Source organism: Kribbella sancticallisti (assembly GCF_039530625.1).
GTDB classification, from domain to species: domain Bacteria; phylum Actinomycetota; class Actinomycetes; order Propionibacteriales; family Kribbellaceae; genus Kribbella; species Kribbella sancticallisti.
This window is the reverse complement of sequence record NZ_BAAAOS010000070.1, coordinates 118,929-134,721: the sequence shown is the minus strand read 5'-3', so window position 1 is coordinate 134,721 and position 15,793 is coordinate 118,929. Positions and strand designations below refer to the sequence as shown.

Below are 15,793 nucleotides of genomic sequence, written 5' to 3'. Positions count from 1 at the left end.
ACCCGCCCCCGGAAGGTAAAGGACAACCGCCCCATGACCTCTTTTTCTTCAGCTTGGATCAAGCCGCGAAGTAGGTGGCCCGCCGCCGCGCTGGCCCTCGCCACCGTCGCGGCCGGCGCCACGGCCATGCTCGTCCCCCGCCAGGCTGACGCCGCCGCCGCCGCCGCCGCCGCCGCCGCCGCCGCCGCCGCCGCCGAGGCGACCTCCGCGGCCGCGGCGCTGCCGAACGGGTTCCGCAGCGTCGGCTACATGCCGTCGTGGTCCGGCAGCGTCAACAGCATCCAGTACAGCAAGCTGACGCACATCAACTACGCGTTCGCGCTGCCGAACTCCAACGGCACCCTGCAAGGGATTCCGGACCCGGGCAAGCTCAGCTCGCTGGTCAGCCTCGGGCACAGCAACGGCGTCAAGGTGTCGCTGGCGATCGGCGGCTGGAACGACGGCAACGACTCCGCCTTCGAGGCGCTGGCCGGCAACTCCGGCAGCCGGACCACCTTCGTCAACAGCGTGATGAGCGTCGTGAACCAGTACAACCTCGACGGCGTCGACATCGACTGGGAGTACCCCGACCCGGGCACCTCCGGCAACAACTACACCGCGCTGATGCAGCAGTTGAGCAACACGCTGCATGCCAACGGCAAGATCCTGACCGCGGCCGTGGTGTCCGAAGGCGGCACCGCCAACGGCGTCCAGCCTGCCGTGTTCGGGTACGTCGACTTCCTCAACATCATGGCGTATGACGGCGGCAGCCCGCACGCCAACTACGACTGGTCGATCAACGCGGCCAACTTCTGGAAGTCCCGCGGCCTGCCGGCCAACAAGACGGTGCTCGGGGTCCCGTTCTACAGCCGCCCGAACTACCTGACGTACGCGCAGTTCGTCGCGATGGACCCGGCCAACGCCAACCGTGACTGTGTCAGCGTCAATGGCGCCCAGCAGTGCTACAACGGCATTCCCACGATCAAACGCAAGACCCAGTGGGCCCTCGCCAACGCCGGCGGCATCATGAACTGGGAACTGTCGCAGGACACCTCCGGCAGTACTTCGCTGGTCAGCGCGATCTACGACGCCGCCACCGGCAGCACCCCGCCCACCGGCGGCAAGACCGGACCGATCAAAGGCATCGCCGGCAAGTGCGTCGACGTGGCCGGCGCCAACAGTGCCAACGGAACCGCGGTCCAGCTCTGGACCTGCAACGGCACCTCGGCGCAGACCTGGACGGTCGGCACCGACAACACCATCCGGGCCCTGGGCAAGTGCATGGACATCACCGCCGCGGGCACGGCCAACGGCACCAAGGTCCAGCTGTACGACTGCAACGGCACCGGCGCTCAGGCCTGGCAGGCCCAGTCGAACGGCACCCTGCGCAACCCGGCCTCGGGTCGCTGCCTGGACGCGACCGGTCCGAGCTCGGCCGACGGCACCCGCCTGCAGATCTGGGACTGCTCGGGCGGCAGCAACCAGCTGTGGACGCTGCCGGCCTGATACCCGCCTGATCTGACTGAACTGCTCGAGAAGCTCCCCGCCCCTGTGCGGGGAGCTTCTCTGCCGTTCAGCGAGTCCCAGTGACGATCAGCATCTCGCACGGGCCCGCGAAGCCTTGTGGGCCGTCGAATTGGGCCAGTTGCTCAGTGATCTCCTGCCAGGCCGCCGCCCTCCCGTCCTCGTCCAGCCGGGACAGCATCTGGTGCAGCGCGCCGAACGACTCGCGCTCGAACCGGACGCACTCGGCGGCGCTGGGCAGACGAACCGGCGACGGCACGGTGGTGACCGTGATATCGCGGAACCCGGCCGCGGAGTACGCCTTCTCGGCCACACCGGGACCGCCCAGGCTGAACGGGCCGGGCTGGCCGGGCACAGGAGGCGGGAGTTCCGCCCGGCGGCGGATGATGCCGACCGGGATCGAGAAGAAACCGTTGCGATCCGGGGTTGAGTAGACGGCCGCGGAGAACTTGCCGCCGGGACGCAGCGCCCGGTGGATCCCGGTGAGGGCGGCCTGCTGGTCGGGAAAGTAGATCAGGCCGACGCGGGAGATCGCGGCGTCGTACCGGCCCTCTTCGAGTGCCGACAGGTTCTCGCCGTCGGCCTCCAGCGTCTCCACGTTCGACAAGCCGGCCTCGGTGGCGACGCGGGCGGCGTACTCGAGGATGGTGGGAGAGATGTCGGTGGCGAGAACGCTGCCGCCGGATCCGACCAGCCGTGCCGCGGCCAAGGTTTGCCCGCCTGCGCCGGCAGCGACGTCCAGCACGCGGTCGTCCTTGCTGATATCGGCGGCGCGAAGCATGGCGTCGGTGGCCTCGCCGAGCCAGTCCTCGATGGTCGGACCCCAACGGTGCCAGGCTTCCGCGGCGTCCTCCCACTGGGCACGAGTGGTCCGTTTGAACACGATCGGGTCGAAACTGGTGGTCATGGTGTCCCCTCCGTCTGATGAGGGTTCCAGCGCATCACCGGGCGGCGGAGGCTTCCTAGTACAGGTTCTGGACTCCTCTGGTACAAATCCTGTACCTGAGCGCAGAATGGGCGCGTGCGAGACTACGGCCAGTACTGCCCCGTGGCGCTGGCCAGCGAGGTGCTCGCGGACCGGTGGACCCCGCTGATCGTGCGGGAACTGGTGCTGGGCAGCCGGCGCTTCAACGACATCGACCGCGGCCTGCCCGGGATCTCGCGCACGCTGCTCAAGCAACGGCTGCACCACCTCGAACGCAAGGGCGTGCTCGAGCGGGTACCCGTTGCCCGCGGCCACGAATACCAACTCACCCCGGCGGGTCGCGACCTCGAAGGCGTGATCATGGCGATCGGCGAGTGGGCGGTGCGGTGGATGTTCTCCGAGCCGCAGCCGCGCGAGGTCGATCCGGTCACCCTGACCTGGTGGATGTCCCGGCGGATCAACCACGAGGAACTGCCCACCCAGCGCGTCACCGTCGAGTTCGACTACCAGGGCGACGACCCGACCCGGATCTGGCTGGTTCTCGACCGCCAGGAAGCGTCGGTGTGCACCACTCACCCCGGCTTCGACACCGACGTCGTTGTCACCACCAAGCCGGTCGATCTGATGCGGGTGTTCTCCGGCATCATCACCCTGACCCAGGCGGGCGTCGACGGTACGGTCGCTCTTACCGGGCCACCTCGGTTGCTCCGGGCGCTGCCCGCGTGGTTCCTCTGGAGCCCGTTCGTACCGGCTGTCCGCGAGCGGATGAGCTAGCTAGTCGAAGGCGATCGTCAGGCTCTGTACTTCGTTGTCTCGGTCCAGGCGAACTGCATCGTGCCGGTCGGGCCGCCACCGCCGCCCTCGTGATCACCCGGCGCGTCTGGCTGAATGGTAAGGGTGATCGCGCGGTGCCGGCCCAAGCCTTCGGGCCCGAGGCAGCAGGACAACTCCGCCGCAAACCGGCGCCGGATACCGAACAACCGGCCAAGTCTGGTGTTGCCGGTATCCGGAGCGCATGCTGAAAGCGTCAGCCCGGATGGGCGTCCGAGTTGACGAAGACTGCTTCGCGCCGGACAAGCATCGGCCTAGCCGAGTGCAGCCAAGCTTGAAAGCCGGGTCTCGGCCAGGCAATCAACTAGGCGTCCGGCGCGAAGCACCCCGACGGCAGGAATCCGCCCGCGCTGGTCTACCTGTCACTGGCGCCGCCGGGGCACACCGGCGGCAGACCCCGGCTGTGAACACACCGGCCGAGGTGACGGCGGCCCCGGCTACCCCCGGCCAGGGCCGCCCCACCTATGGAGACCGCTTGAAGCACAACGGTTTGCCCTTCCTGGCCACACCTTGCTGATCACGCGTCGAAGTTCGCAAGCCGCTGCTGCTGCGCATCCCGACGGCGCCGAGCCGCTGCCGCCGTCCTGGTGGCGCGGTCCAGCGCCCGTTCCAGTCGCCCCGTCTCGCGGTGAGCGACTTTCAGTCGCTGCCGGGCCTGATCAAGTTCCTCGCTCAGCCGCTCCATGGTCGCCTGCAAATCCGCGACCAGGTGCTGGTTCGCATCCAGCACAGACTCAGCTTCAGCGCGCTCCGCCTCAGCTTCCAGGTACTCGGCCTCGACCTCATCCGCACGCGCGCGCAACTCGGCACGGCGCCGCTCCAACGCCCGATCGGGCCCAACCTCCTGCGGCCGGCCGGCCTTCTTGGCAGCCTTCTTCACAGGCGTACTGCGGACAGTTCTCGGCTTCATCGGCGCGAACCGGGCGGGGGAGCCACTCTCGTCGACAACCCCAAACCCAACATGCCGAAGCGCGCTGGTCAGCTGACCGCTCCGCAGCAACTGCGCGGCCCCAGGATCGACAAGCGCGGCATCGAGCGTCTCGGTAAGGCGCCCCGCAACGCTCGGAGTCACCGAGCGCCCCACCTTCTCAGCCTCGGCCTCAGCAGTCTTGACCAACGTCCCGATGAGCTCATGTCGTCGAGGCGTGAGCGCACGCAAACGCCCACCGTCAGCAGACAGATGCGCCGCGCGAAGCTCCTCGCCGAGCTCAGTCAGCGCGTTGATCCCCTCCGGATCCGTCCGCACCAGCAGATTGGCCAGCCACGCCGCCAGCGTCGGCTTCCGCAACCCCTTGATCGCCACCGACGTAGCCCCACTGGTCGCCTTGACCAGCTGATTCCGAGCAGCAGTGAACTCCTCCGGGCTCAGCCCATACAACTCCAAAGCCACCGCCCCAACGTCCACCCCTTCACAGTGCCCCGCCCGCCCACCCCCAGTCCAGACAACCGGCGGCGCCGCGCAGTACGGGGGCTCTAGGCAACCAATTGACGACTGGCTGTAACCCGGCTGGTTGCCGCAGGCCACGATGTGATCGGAACCGATGTTCGCCAGGAGCGCCGCCGAGAGGTCGAGCGAGCGGGTGCCGGCTGGATGCCGGACACGTCAGCGGGACGGTGGGGCGCTCGCCCGGATGATCACCACGTCTTCCTCGTCGATGTCGGCGGGGATCGTCCCCGCGGCCTGTTGCGCGCGCATCAGCGGACCCAGCGGCCCCCGCACGCACGCTCGCACCTCGACATCGACCAGCCCGGCTCGTCGCAGCCGCTCCAAGGTGGCGTCGGTGCCGATGAGCGACGAGTGCACAAGAAGCAGCGCCCCACCGGGCAACAGGTGGTCGGGAGCCTTGTCACACAACGCGTCGAGGACGATCCGCCCGTCGTGCCCCGCCTCCCACGCCCGGCTCGCGCCATAGCGGGGTACGTCCGGCCGCGGTGACGGCACGTACGGCGGATTGCTGACGATCAGGTCGAACCGCTCCCCGGCCACGGGCGCGAACGTCCGCCCTCGGAGCGTCCGTACGCGGAGGCCGTGCCGCATCGCGTTGAGCCGAACCGTAAGCAGCGCTCGCCGAGAGACATCGATCGCGGTCGTGGTCGCCCCGCATTCCGCCGCGGTGAGGGCGAGAAGCCCGCTCCCGGTACAGATGTCAAGCGCTCGCGACCCCGGCCCGATGCCCTCCTCCCGGATGGCGTCGGCCAGCATCCACGAGTCGGAGATCGGGGCAAAGACGCCAGGAAGGGTCAACAGCTTCATACGGTGAACACCTCCGCGAGCCATGGGACTACGCGTTCGGGGCCGAGCGCTCGGAGGTGGTCTACCGGTGGGCGCTCCACCAGCGCTCGTACGTCGTCCAGGCCGTCCGGTGCGTAGGGCTCGGCGGTGTTGATGAGGTCGTGGAGGCGACGGTGGGTGGGGTAGGGCTCGCCGGTGTGGAGGTCGAGGAGTTCCCCGCGGACACCGTCGCGGAGGGCGGACCAGCGGTTCTCCGCGATCCTCCAGGTTGGTGCGGGTGGTTGGAGTTCGCCGAGGAGGTGCTGTTCGGCGAGCCTGGTCGCGAGCGCGTGCACGAGTCGGGCGATCGCGCTGGTCTGATCCGTGGTCGCCTGCACGTCGAGGACCCGCAGCTCGAGCGTGCCGTAGCGGAGGTGCGGTCGGAGCTCCCACCACCACTCGGACGCGTCGGCAACGGCACCCCCTCGGACCATCCAGGCGAGGTCTTCGGCGAACTGCTCCCAGGAGTTGATGATCGGAGGGACACCCTGCCGGGGGAGCTGGGAGGCGATCACCGGGCGTACCGAGCACAGGCCGGTGTCCCGTCCGGCGGCGAAGGGCGCGGCACCTGCCAGTGCGGCTAGCTCCGGGAGGAGGTCCCGCAGTGCGTGGTACACGCCCAGCGTGCAGTCGGCGTCGCCGAAGGCTAGGTGCACCTGCAAGGAGGAGACCAGCTGCCGGCCGATGATCTCGCGGTAGCGGGCCCCGAGCCCGGCGGCGCGCTCCGTGGACGACAGTGCGGTGGGTCCGTCGAGGAGCGGGTGGACGGGCGTGGCGATCACGGCCAGGTCGGATCCACAGGCAGCGGCGACCAGCGCTCGGCACGAGCGCAGCTCGTCGACGGCGCCTGCCACGTCCTCGTGGACGGAGGTCGCGATTTCAAGCTGGCACGCCGGCAGTTCTGGCTTCACCCGGAGGTCGCCGACGCCCGCCACCACACCGGCGGCATCCGCCGGCATCCAGCTCCCGCGGTGCACCACCAGGAGCTCCTCCTCGAACCCTACGGTTCCGGGCACAGTGCTCGAGAACAACGACCGAAGCAGTGCCCCGTCCAGCGCCGTGCCGCCCCACGGACCGGACGTCAGGGCGCCGCTGGACCCCTGGAACCCGCGGTGGTCCTTGCGAACTCCGCGTCCTGGCAGACCGCTCCCATCGACCACGGGCGCGCTCAGCACCGGGTGGCTGACCCCCACCCCGCTGCGCGGCTCAACGGACTTGGCGTCGCTCACGGGTGCCTCCCGTCCGTACCGGGCGCTACACGCACCCCAGGTCCCCAAGGCTCCCCTCTGAACCTGAACCCCCGATACCCCCTGGCTCATGAGCCAACCCTCCAAGCCGCCGCCTGCTCTGCGGCAACCTGTGTCGGTGATCGCCGTCGGCCCAGGCCAACGGCACGATCGTCAGTCCGGTCTCGGCTGCTCGCGCAGTTTCTGAGGGTGGCGGTGCCAGCTCACGATGAGGATCGTGACCCCGGCGACCGCGCCGGCGATCCCCATGAAGAGGAAGAGGTATCGACTCCAGAAGTCCGGCTCCCAGCCTGCTTCGCGGGCGAGGACCTCGTCTCCGTCATAGGCGTACTGGATCTCGATGCTCTGTCCCTTGGTCCGGGAAGGAACGAGGTACTTCTCGATCGTCATCTCGACACGTTCGCCCCGCGAGGTGGTGAAGGCGATCGTGAGGGGCTGGCTGCGCTCGATCAGAGGTACGGGCTCGTCCACGACAATGCCAGTGACCACGGGGGCGTCGGCCAGTAGTCGGTCTTCCGCCTGATCGGCGGAGGTGATCCAGAGACAGAGCGGCAGCAGCGAGATGCACACGAGCGCCCAACGCAGGGACTCGCCGGTGGTGCGCCTCCACCGTCCGCGCCGTCGCTTCCTCATGCGGAACATTCTGCGGGCTGAACCGGTGCGGCGGGGTTGCGCCCGCGTTGAACGTGTGTTTAACCTTTGAACATGCGTTCAACGCGGGCCGTCGGTGCCTCGGGTCCTGGGGGATCCGGGGAGGCGACGGCTGAGCGGATCCGGGATGCGGCGATCAAGCGGTTCGCGCGGGACGGGTTCGCCGTCGGGCTGCGAGTGGTCGCGGCCGATGCCGGCGTCACGGCGGGCCTGGTGATGCACTACTTCGGCTCGAAGGACGGCCTGCGGCAGGCGTGCGACAAGTACGTGCTGGAAGTGATCCGCACCGAGAAGACCAAGGCAGTGACCGGCAGCGCGACGGTGATGATCGCGCAGTTGGCCGAGGTGGAGCGGTTCGCGCCGTTGGCGTTGTACGCGTTGCGCAGCCTGCAGGCCGGGGGAGAGTTGGCGACGGCCTTCGTCGAGCAGATGTGCCGCGACGCGGAGGAGTATCTGGCCGCCGGAGTCGAGAGCGGCGTGATCAAGCCGAGCCGTGATCCCGCCGGCCGCGCGCGCTACCTGGCGATGCAGGGCCTCGGATCCCTGCTGCTGTGGGTGGCAGTGCATCCGGGCTTCACCGAGATCGATGACTTCAGCAAGCAGTTGCGGCAACTGTCGGAAGAGATCACCTTGCCGGCGCTGGAGGTGTTGACCCAAGGGTTGTTCACCGACCGCAAGATGCTGGACGACTACCTGATGTACGTCTGCGATCCGCCTGCCGGGCCGATCGAACCGTAGTACGCCGGTGCGCCCCGTCGCGGGCGCTGCCTGGAACCAGACGACATCACGCCGGGATACCCCGGATCCACTCTTGAGAGGTGCTGCGATGACTGCTGCCCTGGAAGTTCGCCAACTGCACAAGTCCTTCGGTCAGGTGAAGGCCCTCGACGGTCTCGACCTGATCGTCCGGCCCGGCCAGGTCGCGGGGTTCCTCGGCCCGAACGGCGCCGGGAAGTCCACCACGATCCGAATCCTGCTCGGTCTGCTCCGCGCCGACGCCGGCTCGGTCGAAGTACTCGGGCTGCACCCCTGGAACGACGCGGTCGAGTTGCACCGCCGACTGGCCTACGTACCGGGCGACGTCAGCCTCTGGCCCAACCTCACCGGCGGCGAGGCCATCGACTTCTTGTGCCGTCTGCGCGGTGGGGCGGACCCGACGCGCAAGAAGGAGTTGCTCGACCGGTTCGAGCTCGACCCCACCAAGAAGGGGCGCGCCTACAGCAAGGGCAATCGGCAGAAGGTCGCGCTCGTCGCCGCGCTGGCGGCTGAGGTGGAGCTACTCGTACTGGACGAGCCGACCTCCGGTCTGGACCCGTTGATGGAGACGGTGTTCCAGCAGTGCATCGCCGAAGTGAAGGCGGCCGGGCGGTCGGTGCTGCTGTCCAGCCACATCCTGGCCGAGGTCGAGAAGCTGTGTGACACGGTCACGATCATCCGCGCCGGGCGCGCCGTGCAGACGGGGACCCTCGCCGAGCTGCGGCATCTGACCCGCACCACGATCACGGTCTCGGCCGACGGTGGCCCTGAGCAACTTTCCGGGATCGACGGCGTACATGACCTCCGAGTCGATTCCGGGACCATCGTGTTCGACGTCGACAACGACCACCTTCCCAAGGTCATCCAGGCGCTGGGCGCGATGGGCGTGCACTCTCTGCAGAGCGCACCGCCGTCCTTGGAGCAGTTGTTCCTGCGTCAGTACGGCGACGACCTGGTCGGAGCGCAGGCATGACGACCTCACGCGAGTCCCTGGTGGCCACGCGCGACCTGGTCCGGTTCATGCTGCGCCGTGACCGGGTGAAGATTCCGCTCTGGGCCGGCGGAATCAGTCTGGGCATGCTGTACGCCGTCAGTGCCCTGCCGACGGTCTACTCGACACCCGAGGAACGCCAGGTCCGCGCCAAGTTGATGGACTCCCCAGCCGCCACGATGATGTCGGGTCCCGGCTACGGTCTGGACAACTACACCCTCGGCGCCATAATCACCAACGAGATGGTGCTCTGGCTGGCCGTACCCGCGGCCATGATGAGCATCTTCCTGATCGTTCGGCACACTCGGGCCGAGGAGGAAACCGGCCGGAGCGAACTGGTCCGCTCCGCCGTGGTCGGCCGGCATGCCGCGACCACCGCCGCGCTGATCGTGGCAGCGCTCGCGAACCTCGCGGTCGCAGTACTGACAACACTGGCGATGCTGTCCGGCGGCCTGTCCGCCGTCGACTCCCTGGCGGTCGGTGCCGGCATCGGTCTGACCGGGTTGGTCTTCGCCGGGATCGCGACAGTCACCGTCCAACTGACGGAGCACGCACGAGCGGCGTCGAGTCTGGCGATGGCCATGGTCGGCGCTGCCTTCCTCCTGCGCGCGGTCGGCGACGCGGCCCAGCCGGGCGGCAACCTGCTGTCCTGGTTCTCACCGCTGGCGTGGATCCAGCAGACCCGCCCGTACGTCGACCTGCGCTGGTGGCCGCTGCTGCTCTCCCTCGGTGTCCTGGCGTGCTCCGTCGCCGTCGGCTACCGCTTGTCCGTACGCCGTGACGTCGGCGCAGGCCTGCTTCCGCCGCGGCTAGGGCGTGCCGAAGCAAGCCCCGCACTGGCAACGCCGTTCGCCCTGGCGGCCCGTCAGCAACGCAGTGGACTGATCGGCTGGTCGATCGGCCTGTTCGTGTTCGCCCTGGCGACCGGATCCCTGAGCGACTCCGTCACCGACGCGGTGGCCGAGAACCCGGAGATGGCCGAGATCTTCAACGCCAACGGCCAGGAACCGACCGACGCCTTCTACACGAGCATGGCCCTGTTCTTCGCCTTGATGATCAGCGCCTTCGCCGTCACCTCGGTACTGCGCCTCAAGGCCGAGGAACGCAACGGCCACGCCGAAGCCGTACTGGCGACCGCTGTCAGCCGCAACCGCTGGTACGGCGCCTGGCTGGGTTTCACCGCGCTCGCCTCGGCCTTCTTGCTGGCGGTCAGCGGGTTGGGCCTCGGCCTCGGCGGACTCAGCGGCGCTGCGGGGATCGAGATCGTGGGTCAACTGGTGGTCGGATCCCTGGCGTTCCTGCCGGCCGTCCTGGTGGTCGGCGGCCTGGCCGCGGCGCTGGTCGGCATCAGACCGGGAGTTGCCGCCGGCGCCTGGATCCTGGTCGCCTACGCCGTCATCTTCGGCATGTTCGGACCCCTGCTCGACCTCCCGGCGATGTTCGCCGATGTGTCGCCGTTCGGTCACACAACGATCATGCCGCTGTCCTCGTTGCGCGTCCTCCCACTGGCCGTTCTCGTCGTGGTGGCCGGGGCGCTGGTCGCGGCCGGCCGGGTCACCTTCCGGCGTCGCGACCTCGAGCTGAACTGACCGTTGCCCACGGCAACTGGGGCCGACATGGTGTCAGACGTGGCCGGCGGTTAGGCTGTCAGGGCAGTATCAGGTGTGCCGGGAAGTCTGGTCGGCGGTTCTCGACCCGACCCCTGAAAGCGAGATGTCCTGATGGCTTCCGAATCACGTCGTACGCCGGTGCTGTTCAGCCGGGGGTCGTGGGGTGAGGCGAGCCGCATCGCCGACATCCTGCGCAAGGAGACCATCGGCGGCGCGCTGTTGCTGGTGGGTGCCGTTCTCGCCCTGCTCTGGGCGAACTCGCCGTGGTCGGACTCCTACGAGTCCCTGCGCGGCCTGACGTTCGGTCCGTCGGTGCTGCACCTCGACCTGTCGGCGGCGACCTGGGCGGCCGATGGTCTGCTGGCGATCTTCTTCTTCGTCGCCGGCCTCGAACTGAAGCGCGAGTTCGTCGCCGGCGACCTGAGAACCCCGGCGCGCGCGGTCGTGCCGATCGCCGCCGCGACCGGTGGCGTACTGGTCCCGGCGGCCTTCTACGTCGTGGTCAACCTCGACTCGGGCGGGTTGCGCGGCTGGGCGATCCCGACCGCGACGGACATCGCGTTCGCCCTGGCGGTGCTGGCGATCATCGGCCGTAACCTGCCGTCCGCGCTGCGCACGTTCCTGCTGACGCTGGCCGTTGTCGACGACCTGCTGGCCATCGTCATCATCGCGATCTTCTACACCGCGCATCTGTCCGTCGGGCCGATGCTGCTGGCGCTGATCCCACTGGCAGCGTTCACCTTCCTTGTGCAGCGCCGAGTGCGCTCATGGTGGCTCCTACTGCCGCTGGCGTTCGCTGCGTGGGCGCTGGTGCACGCGTCCGGAGTACATGCGACGGTGGCCGGGGTCCTGCTCGGCTTCGCAGTACCGGTACTGCGGAGCGAGAAGGCCGGTGGTCCGGACGCCGGGCCAGGGCTGGCCGAGCACTTCGAGCACCGGTTCCGGCCGCTGTCCGCCGGAGTCGCCGTACCGGTCTTCGCGTTCTTCTCCGCCGGAGTGGCGATCAACGGCGAAGGCGGTGGCCTGGGCAAGGCCCTGTCGGACCCGGTGGCGCTCGGGGTCATCGCGGGTCTGGTGATCGGAAAGCCGATCGGGATCACGCTCGCGACCTGGCTGGTCGCCAGATTCACGCGGGCCAGGCTGGATCCCGACCTCGGCTGGGTGGACGTCGCCGGACTGGCGGTCCTGGGCGGGATCGGATTCACCGTGTCACTGCTGATCGGCGAACTCGCCTTCGAGGCGGGCAGCGAGCGCGATGCGCACGTGAAGATCGCCGTCCTGGCCGGATCGCTCACAGCGGCGCTGATCGCCACGATCATCCTGCGGGTCCGGAACCGGCAGTACCAGGTGATCCACGCCGCCGAGACCGCGGACCTCGACCACGACGGCATACCCGATGTGTACTCCGATCCCGATGATGCCGGCGATCCCCGGCCGCGGTGAGCGGACCGACCGGGGTCAGCGTGCGGTGAGCGGCGCGTAGTCGGTCGCGGTGAGCGGTTTGTCGGTCAGCGCGCCGCCGGGCAGCAGCGCCTGGGCGGGGGAGCCGTCCTGGACGAAGCTCACCTCGTCGACCGACGCCAGCGAGGTGAGGGACAGGACGATCTGGCCGACGGTGAGGACGTTCTCGGTGGCTGATCGGCCGCCGATTTCGCCGCCCAGTTCGAGCTGGACCCGTGTCCCGGTCGTTCCGGCGATACGCAGTACGAGGCCTGGCGGCAGCGTCGTGGCGAGCCCGGTGGCCTGCTCGTTCTGGCTGGGCCCGGCCAGCAGTGCGGCGATGGTGGCGTCGATCCGGTCGGCCGCGGACGTCCCGGTCGCTTCCCGGGCGAGGCCGACCAGTCGCGCGTCCCGCACGAAGTACACCCGTACCGCGGACTGCCCAGGTCTGACCGTGCCCGGGGGAGAGACCGGGGTGTCCGGAGCCACCAGCGGCGACGGGAGGTCCGCAGGATTCACTCGTACTGGCGTGCTCTGACTGGGCACACCACAGCCTGCGATGAACGTCGCAACGATGGCAGCGGTGAGGAGGCGCCGTAAGCGATTCATCGGTGTTCCTTCGGGAGCCGCGTGACGAAGCGCGCGCCGCCACCCGGAGCCTCGGCGCACCACACCGCACCTCCGTGCGCGGCGGCGGTCTCGGCGACCAGGGCGAGCCCGAGACCGGTTCCGGACGAGGAGCCGCGGCGGTGGGCACCAGTCGCGAAGCGTTCGAAGATCCGCTCGCGGTCGGGCGGGGGAACGCCCGGCCCCGCGTCGTCGATGGTGACGACGTACTCGTCTCCGATCTCGTTGACCCGGACGGCAGTCAACTCGTCGCCGTACCGCTGGGCGTTCTCCATCAGGTTGCGGAACAGCCGACTCAGCCGGGCTTTGTCCCCGGTCACCAGCGCGTCGTCGACGCCGGTCAGCAGGGCCGGATCGGCGCCCACCTCGGCCAGTACGAGAGCCAGCAGTTGGTTCAGGTCAACGGTCTGCTGCGGCAGTTCGTGCAGGCCGGCGTCGGCTCCGGCGAGTTCGAGGAGGTCGTCGAGCAGGCGGCGGAAGCGGTCCAGGTCGGCCGTGACCAGGTCGAGCGCCTTCCGGGACCTCGGGTGCAGCTCGGCTCGGCGGGCGTTCAGCACGTCGACGCTGGCGACCAGCGTGGTGAGCGGGGAGCGAAGTTCGTGACTGACGTCGGCGGCCAGCCGGGCGTCGCGTTCGATCCGCTGCTGCAGCGTGTCGACCATGCTGTTGAAGGATCCGACGATGGTGGTCAGTTCCGGGTCGCGAGTGGTCGGCAGCCGGCTGTCGAGGCGGCCGCCGGCGATCTTCGCGGCGGTCGCGGCGACCCGGTTGAGCGGTGTGACCACCGAGCGGCTCGCCCAGGCGCCGAGCGCCGCTCCGGCGGCGGTGGCGAGCAGCGCGCCGCCGGCCAGTACGGCGCTGAGCAGGTTCAGGATCCCTTCGAGCTCGGTCAGCGGTGCCAACTCGTAGAACTCGGCGTCGGCGGACTGCAGCCGGACACCGACGGCCACCGCCGGACCGTCGTCAGCGCGAAACCGCTGGGTCGCCGTGTTCCCGGCGGAGACCTCGGCCCGCAGGGCAGCCGGTACGTCGTCCTGGCCGGTGTCGAGCGACGACGCGTACCACTGGCCACGCCAGCGCAGGATGATCGTGTTCTCCGCGGGCGGGCCGACGGAGGTCAGTACTTCGGAGATGTCGGCGCCGGCCGTCTCCAGCCGGCGTTGGACGAACTCCGCGTCGGCGAACGCCTGATGCTGTACGACGCGCTCGCGTTGCCCCAGCAGGTAACCGCGGGCCAGCAGATAGGTGGTCGCCGCGAACACGGCCGAGACCAGCAGGGCCACCGCGGCGAAGGCGAGGATCAATCGGTGCCGCAGGCCGAGGGGCCCGGCGCCGAGGGTCATTGCGGGTCCAGCCGGTACCCCAGGCCGCGGACCGTGACGACGATGCGGGGATGGCTCGGATCGCGCTCGATCTTGGTGCGCAGCCGCCGGATGTGCACGTCCACGATGCGTTCGTCGCCGTAGAAGCCGTGCTCCCAGACGGCTTCCAGCAGAGTGGGCCGGCTGAGGACGCGGCCGGGCACGGAGGCCAGTTCGGACAGCAGCCGGAACTCGGTGACGGTCAGCGGCACGTCCGTACCGTCGAGGCGGGCCGCGCCGCGGGCCTGGGACAGAACCAGGCTGCGCCGAGGGTCGGCGTCCAGAACCACGTCCGGTTCCGCGGCGTCCGAGGCGGTCCGCAGGCGGCGGCGCAGCGCGCGGAGGCGGGCGGTGATCTCCTTGACCTGGAACGGCTTGGTGACGTAGTCGTCCGCACCGGCCTCCAGTCCCGCGACGATGTCGTGGGTGTCGGATCTCGCGCTCACCACGACGATCGGGATGTCGCTGTTGCGCCGGACCTCCCGGATGCAGGTGTAACCGTCGGTCGCGCCCAGCATCAGGTCGACGAGCATCAGGTCGGGCGGGTTCGAGCGCGCCAGGTCGAGCGCCGTCTCGGCGTCGCCCGCCTCGGCGACCTCGTACCCCTCGTCCTCGAGCGCGAGGCGCAGGATCGCCCTGATCCGGTCGTCGTCCTCGACGACGAGAACCTGCAGCGGCATCCGCCCATCGTGGCAAACCCCCGTCCCACTGTGACGGGCGGGGGTTGTCTCGTCATCTGATCGTAAAGAAGCGGCCCGACCGGTCTCAAAGTGCGCGCCGGATGCTGGTAGCACCCCGGTCAGTCCAGCGACGAAGGCGATCACATGCCGAACCCAGTCCACAACCCGCTGCCACAGAAGGCGATCGTCAGTGTCACCGACAACATGCTCGCCGAAGGCCTGACCGGTTTGCGGTGGCAACTGCGCGACATCGTGATGGACGGTGCCTGTCTGGTGGTGGTCGACCTGTCCGACATCGACCACATCTCCTCTGCGCTACTGGCCGCCCTTTTGGACACTCATCGTGTCTGCCGTCGCCGTGGGGGCGGGGTGGTGATCCGGCACGCGAACCGGCGTACGGCCGACCTGCTGCGCCGGACCGGGTTGGACAAGGTCTTCGAGATCGAGCCGGCGGCGTGACTGTGCCGGGGGACGGTGGCGACAGCGTCGAGGTGACGGTGGTCGAGTTCGCCGCGCACACCGCGTACCTCGAACCGGTCACCGGCACGGGCTTCCTCGTACTGCCGAAGCCCGACGACGACGTTCCCGCGCCGACGGACGCCTTCGTCGAGGTGAACTGGTCGGAGCAGAGCCGGGAGTACTCCTACAGCGCGGGACTGTCCCTGCACCACGCGGACTGGAAGCACGCACTGCACGAGTTGGACCAGGAGGGCTGGTTCCTGCTCGACGACGATACCGGAGCCGTCGAGGTGGCCGGGCGTACCAGCGACGGCCGGGCCGCCGTCTGCTTGTGCGGTGACGGGACGTTCATCAACTATCCGGATATCTTCGACATCCGGCGCGCGCTGACCGCCCTCCGCATCGCCGCCGACCTGCCGGCGGAATGATCGGTCCTCCCA

16 protein-coding genes are annotated in these 15,793 nt (G+C 69.1%); 8 read left to right on the top strand and 8 right to left on the bottom strand.

Annotated elements, in window-relative coordinates:
- Positions 1-33 precede the first annotated feature (33 nt).
- The gene (locus tag ABD255_RS43005) at positions 34-1,485 is read left to right on the top strand and encodes a glycosyl hydrolase family 18 protein (RefSeq protein WP_344222658.1); all 1,452 of its coding nucleotides are present in this window, start codon (positions 34-36) and stop codon (positions 1,483-1,485) included.
- 67 nt (positions 1,486-1,552) lie between these two features.
- Here ABD255_RS43005 and ABD255_RS43000 read toward each other — a convergent pair whose 3' ends face one another.
- The gene (locus ABD255_RS43000) at positions 1,553-2,410 is read right to left on the bottom strand and encodes a class I SAM-dependent methyltransferase (RefSeq protein WP_344222657.1); all 858 of its coding nucleotides are present in this window, start codon (positions 2,408-2,410) and stop codon (positions 1,553-1,555) included.
- Between the two features lie 114 nt (positions 2,411-2,524).
- Here ABD255_RS43000 and ABD255_RS42995 point away from each other — a divergent pair, with 114 nt between their 5' ends.
- A complete protein-coding gene (locus ABD255_RS42995) occupies positions 2,525-3,202 on the top strand; it encodes a winged helix-turn-helix transcriptional regulator (protein ID WP_344222656.1) in 678 nt (225 codons plus the stop codon).
- Between the two features lie 574 nt (positions 3,203-3,776).
- Here ABD255_RS42995 and ABD255_RS42990 read toward each other — a convergent pair.
- The 4 genes from ABD255_RS42990 to ABD255_RS42975 all read right to left on the bottom strand — a co-directional run bounded on the left by ABD255_RS42990 (position 3,777) and on the right by ABD255_RS42975 (position 7,411).
- Entirely contained in the window at positions 3,777-4,664 is an 888-nt protein-coding gene (locus ABD255_RS42990) for a hypothetical protein (RefSeq protein WP_344222655.1), read from the bottom strand.
- A gap of 198 nt (positions 4,665-4,862) precedes the next feature.
- Positions 4,863-5,513 (bottom strand): HemK2/MTQ2 family protein methyltransferase, encoded by a 651-nt coding sequence (locus tag ABD255_RS42985; RefSeq protein ID WP_344222654.1) that lies wholly within the window; start codon positions 5,511-5,513, stop codon positions 4,863-4,865.
- Entirely contained in the window at positions 5,510-6,760 is a 1,251-nt protein-coding gene (locus ABD255_RS42980; RefSeq protein ID WP_344222653.1) for a carboxylate-amine ligase, read from the bottom strand. Before ABD255_RS42980 ends, ABD255_RS42985 begins: the two co-directional genes overlap by 4 nt.
- 171 nt (positions 6,761-6,931) lie before the next feature.
- Positions 6,932-7,411: a hypothetical protein gene (locus tag ABD255_RS42975; RefSeq protein ID WP_344222652.1), complete on the bottom strand. Its 480-nt coding sequence runs from the start codon at positions 7,409-7,411 to the stop codon at positions 6,932-6,934.
- Positions 7,412-7,483: 72 nt separating this feature from the next.
- Between ABD255_RS42975 and ABD255_RS42970 the strand changes: the two genes are divergently transcribed.
- From ABD255_RS42970 to nhaA, 4 genes are all read left to right on the top strand, one after another.
- Complete coding sequence (locus ABD255_RS42970; protein ID WP_344222651.1) at positions 7,484-8,167, top strand: TetR/AcrR family transcriptional regulator; 684 nt, start codon at positions 7,484-7,486, stop codon at positions 8,165-8,167.
- A gap of 88 nt (positions 8,168-8,255) precedes the next feature.
- On the top strand, positions 8,256-9,158 hold the full coding sequence (locus ABD255_RS42965) for an ABC transporter ATP-binding protein (RefSeq protein WP_344222650.1): 903 nt from the start codon (positions 8,256-8,258) through the stop codon (positions 9,156-9,158).
- Complete coding sequence (locus ABD255_RS42960) at positions 9,155-10,765, top strand: ABC transporter permease (RefSeq protein ID WP_344222649.1); 1,611 nt, start codon at positions 9,155-9,157, stop codon at positions 10,763-10,765. The genes ABD255_RS42965 and ABD255_RS42960 overlap by 4 nt, the downstream gene beginning before the upstream one ends.
- Before the next feature lie 132 nt (positions 10,766-10,897).
- Positions 10,898-12,229, top strand: coding sequence for a Na+/H+ antiporter NhaA (gene nhaA, locus ABD255_RS42955; protein WP_344222648.1), 1,332 nt, complete (start codon positions 10,898-10,900; stop codon positions 12,227-12,229).
- 15 nt (positions 12,230-12,244) lie between these two features.
- Here nhaA and ABD255_RS42950 read toward each other — a convergent pair whose 3' ends face one another.
- From ABD255_RS42950 to ABD255_RS42940, 3 genes are read right to left on the bottom strand one after another with little or no spacing between them, the layout of a single operon-like run.
- Positions 12,245-12,835 carry a GerMN domain-containing protein gene (locus ABD255_RS42950; protein ID WP_344222647.1) on the bottom strand — a complete coding sequence of 197 codons (591 nt, stop codon included), beginning with the start codon at positions 12,833-12,835 and terminating at the stop codon, positions 12,245-12,247.
- The gene (locus ABD255_RS42945; RefSeq protein WP_344222646.1) at positions 12,832-14,196 is read right to left on the bottom strand and encodes a HAMP domain-containing sensor histidine kinase; all 1,365 of its coding nucleotides are present in this window, start codon (positions 14,194-14,196) and stop codon (positions 12,832-12,834) included. Before ABD255_RS42945 ends, ABD255_RS42950 begins: the two co-directional genes overlap by 4 nt.
- Positions 14,193-14,894, bottom strand: a complete 702-nt coding sequence (locus ABD255_RS42940; RefSeq protein ID WP_344222645.1) for a response regulator — start codon at positions 14,892-14,894, stop codon at positions 14,193-14,195. The genes ABD255_RS42945 and ABD255_RS42940 overlap by 4 nt, the downstream gene beginning before the upstream one ends.
- Positions 14,895-15,038: 144 nt before the next feature.
- Between ABD255_RS42940 and ABD255_RS42935 the strand changes: the two genes are divergently transcribed.
- Together ABD255_RS42935 and ABD255_RS42930 are read left to right on the top strand one after the other, a co-directional pair.
- Entirely contained in the window at positions 15,039-15,353 is a 315-nt protein-coding gene (locus tag ABD255_RS42935; protein WP_344222644.1) for an STAS domain-containing protein, read from the top strand.
- Positions 15,350-15,781 (top strand): hypothetical protein, encoded by a 432-nt coding sequence (locus ABD255_RS42930; protein WP_344222643.1) that lies wholly within the window; start codon positions 15,350-15,352, stop codon positions 15,779-15,781. The genes ABD255_RS42935 and ABD255_RS42930 overlap by 4 nt, the downstream gene beginning before the upstream one ends.
- Positions 15,782-15,793: the final 12 nt, after the last annotated feature.

Excerpts from the sequence above, each read along its gene's own strand:
- ABD255_RS42940 (WP_344222645.1), bottom strand. The coding sequence starts at position 14,894 with ATGCCGCTGCAGGTTCTCGTCGTCGAGGACGACGACCGGATCAGGGCG.
- ABD255_RS42975 (WP_344222652.1), bottom strand. The coding sequence starts at position 7,411 with ATGAGGAAGCGACGGCGCGGACGGTGGAGGCGCACCACCGGCGAGTCC.
- ABD255_RS42965 (WP_344222650.1), top strand. The coding sequence starts at position 8,256 with ATGACTGCTGCCCTGGAAGTTCGCCAACTGCACAAGTCCTTCGGTCAG.
- ABD255_RS42935 (WP_344222644.1), top strand. The coding sequence starts at position 15,039 with ATGCCGAACCCAGTCCACAACCCGCTGCCACAGAAGGCGATCGTCAGT.
- ABD255_RS42960 (WP_344222649.1), top strand. The coding sequence starts at position 9,155 with ATGACGACCTCACGCGAGTCCCTGGTGGCCACGCGCGACCTGGTCCGG.
- ABD255_RS42950 (WP_344222647.1), bottom strand. The coding sequence starts at position 12,835 with ATGAATCGCTTACGGCGCCTCCTCACCGCTGCCATCGTTGCGACGTTC.
- ABD255_RS42985 (WP_344222654.1), bottom strand. The coding sequence starts at position 5,513 with ATGAAGCTGTTGACCCTTCCTGGCGTCTTTGCCCCGATCTCCGACTCG.
- ABD255_RS43000 (WP_344222657.1), bottom strand. The coding sequence starts at position 2,410 with ATGACCACCAGTTTCGACCCGATCGTGTTCAAACGGACCACTCGTGCC.
- ABD255_RS42970 (WP_344222651.1), top strand. The coding sequence starts at position 7,484 with ATGCGTTCAACGCGGGCCGTCGGTGCCTCGGGTCCTGGGGGATCCGGG.
- ABD255_RS43005 (WP_344222658.1), top strand. The coding sequence starts at position 34 with ATGACCTCTTTTTCTTCAGCTTGGATCAAGCCGCGAAGTAGGTGGCCC.
- ABD255_RS42945 (WP_344222646.1), bottom strand. The coding sequence starts at position 14,196 with ATGACCCTCGGCGCCGGGCCCCTCGGCCTGCGGCACCGATTGATCCTC.
- nhaA (WP_344222648.1), top strand. The coding sequence starts at position 10,898 with ATGGCTTCCGAATCACGTCGTACGCCGGTGCTGTTCAGCCGGGGGTCG.